A 357-nucleotide genomic window follows, 5' to 3' on the forward strand; every position below is an offset into this window, starting at 1 on the left:
CGCCGGATCGACCGGGCTGTGAAGAAACCCCGCGACATCCACCTCGTGCTCGACAACTACGCCACCCACAAGACGCCCGAGGTGCAGGCCTGGCTCGAGAAACATCCCCGCTTCAAGCTGCACTTCACGCCGACAAGCGCGTCCTGGATGAACCTGGTCGAGCGCTTTTTCGCCGAGATCACCGCGAAACGCATCCGTCGTGGCAGCTACTCCAGCGTCGACGATCTCGAAGGGGCGATTTACGACTACCTCGCGCAGCACAACACCAAGCCGAAGCCTTTCGTCTGGAGCAAGACCGCCGAAGACATCATAGCCCGCGAGCGCCGCGCACTTGATGCGCTCGATGAAATTAGGGGG

General features: G+C 61.6%; 1 protein-coding gene. It reads left to right on the top strand.

Annotation, left to right across the window (positions count from 1 at the left end):
* The coding region (locus EEB11_RS19365) for a transposase (protein ID WP_210134477.1) at positions 1-357 on the top strand (357 nt) is incomplete at both ends.

The sequence above is a fragment of the Pseudotabrizicola sediminis genome (assembly GCF_004745575.1).
GTDB classification, from domain to species: Bacteria; Pseudomonadota; Alphaproteobacteria; order Rhodobacterales; family Rhodobacteraceae; genus Pseudotabrizicola; species Pseudotabrizicola sediminis.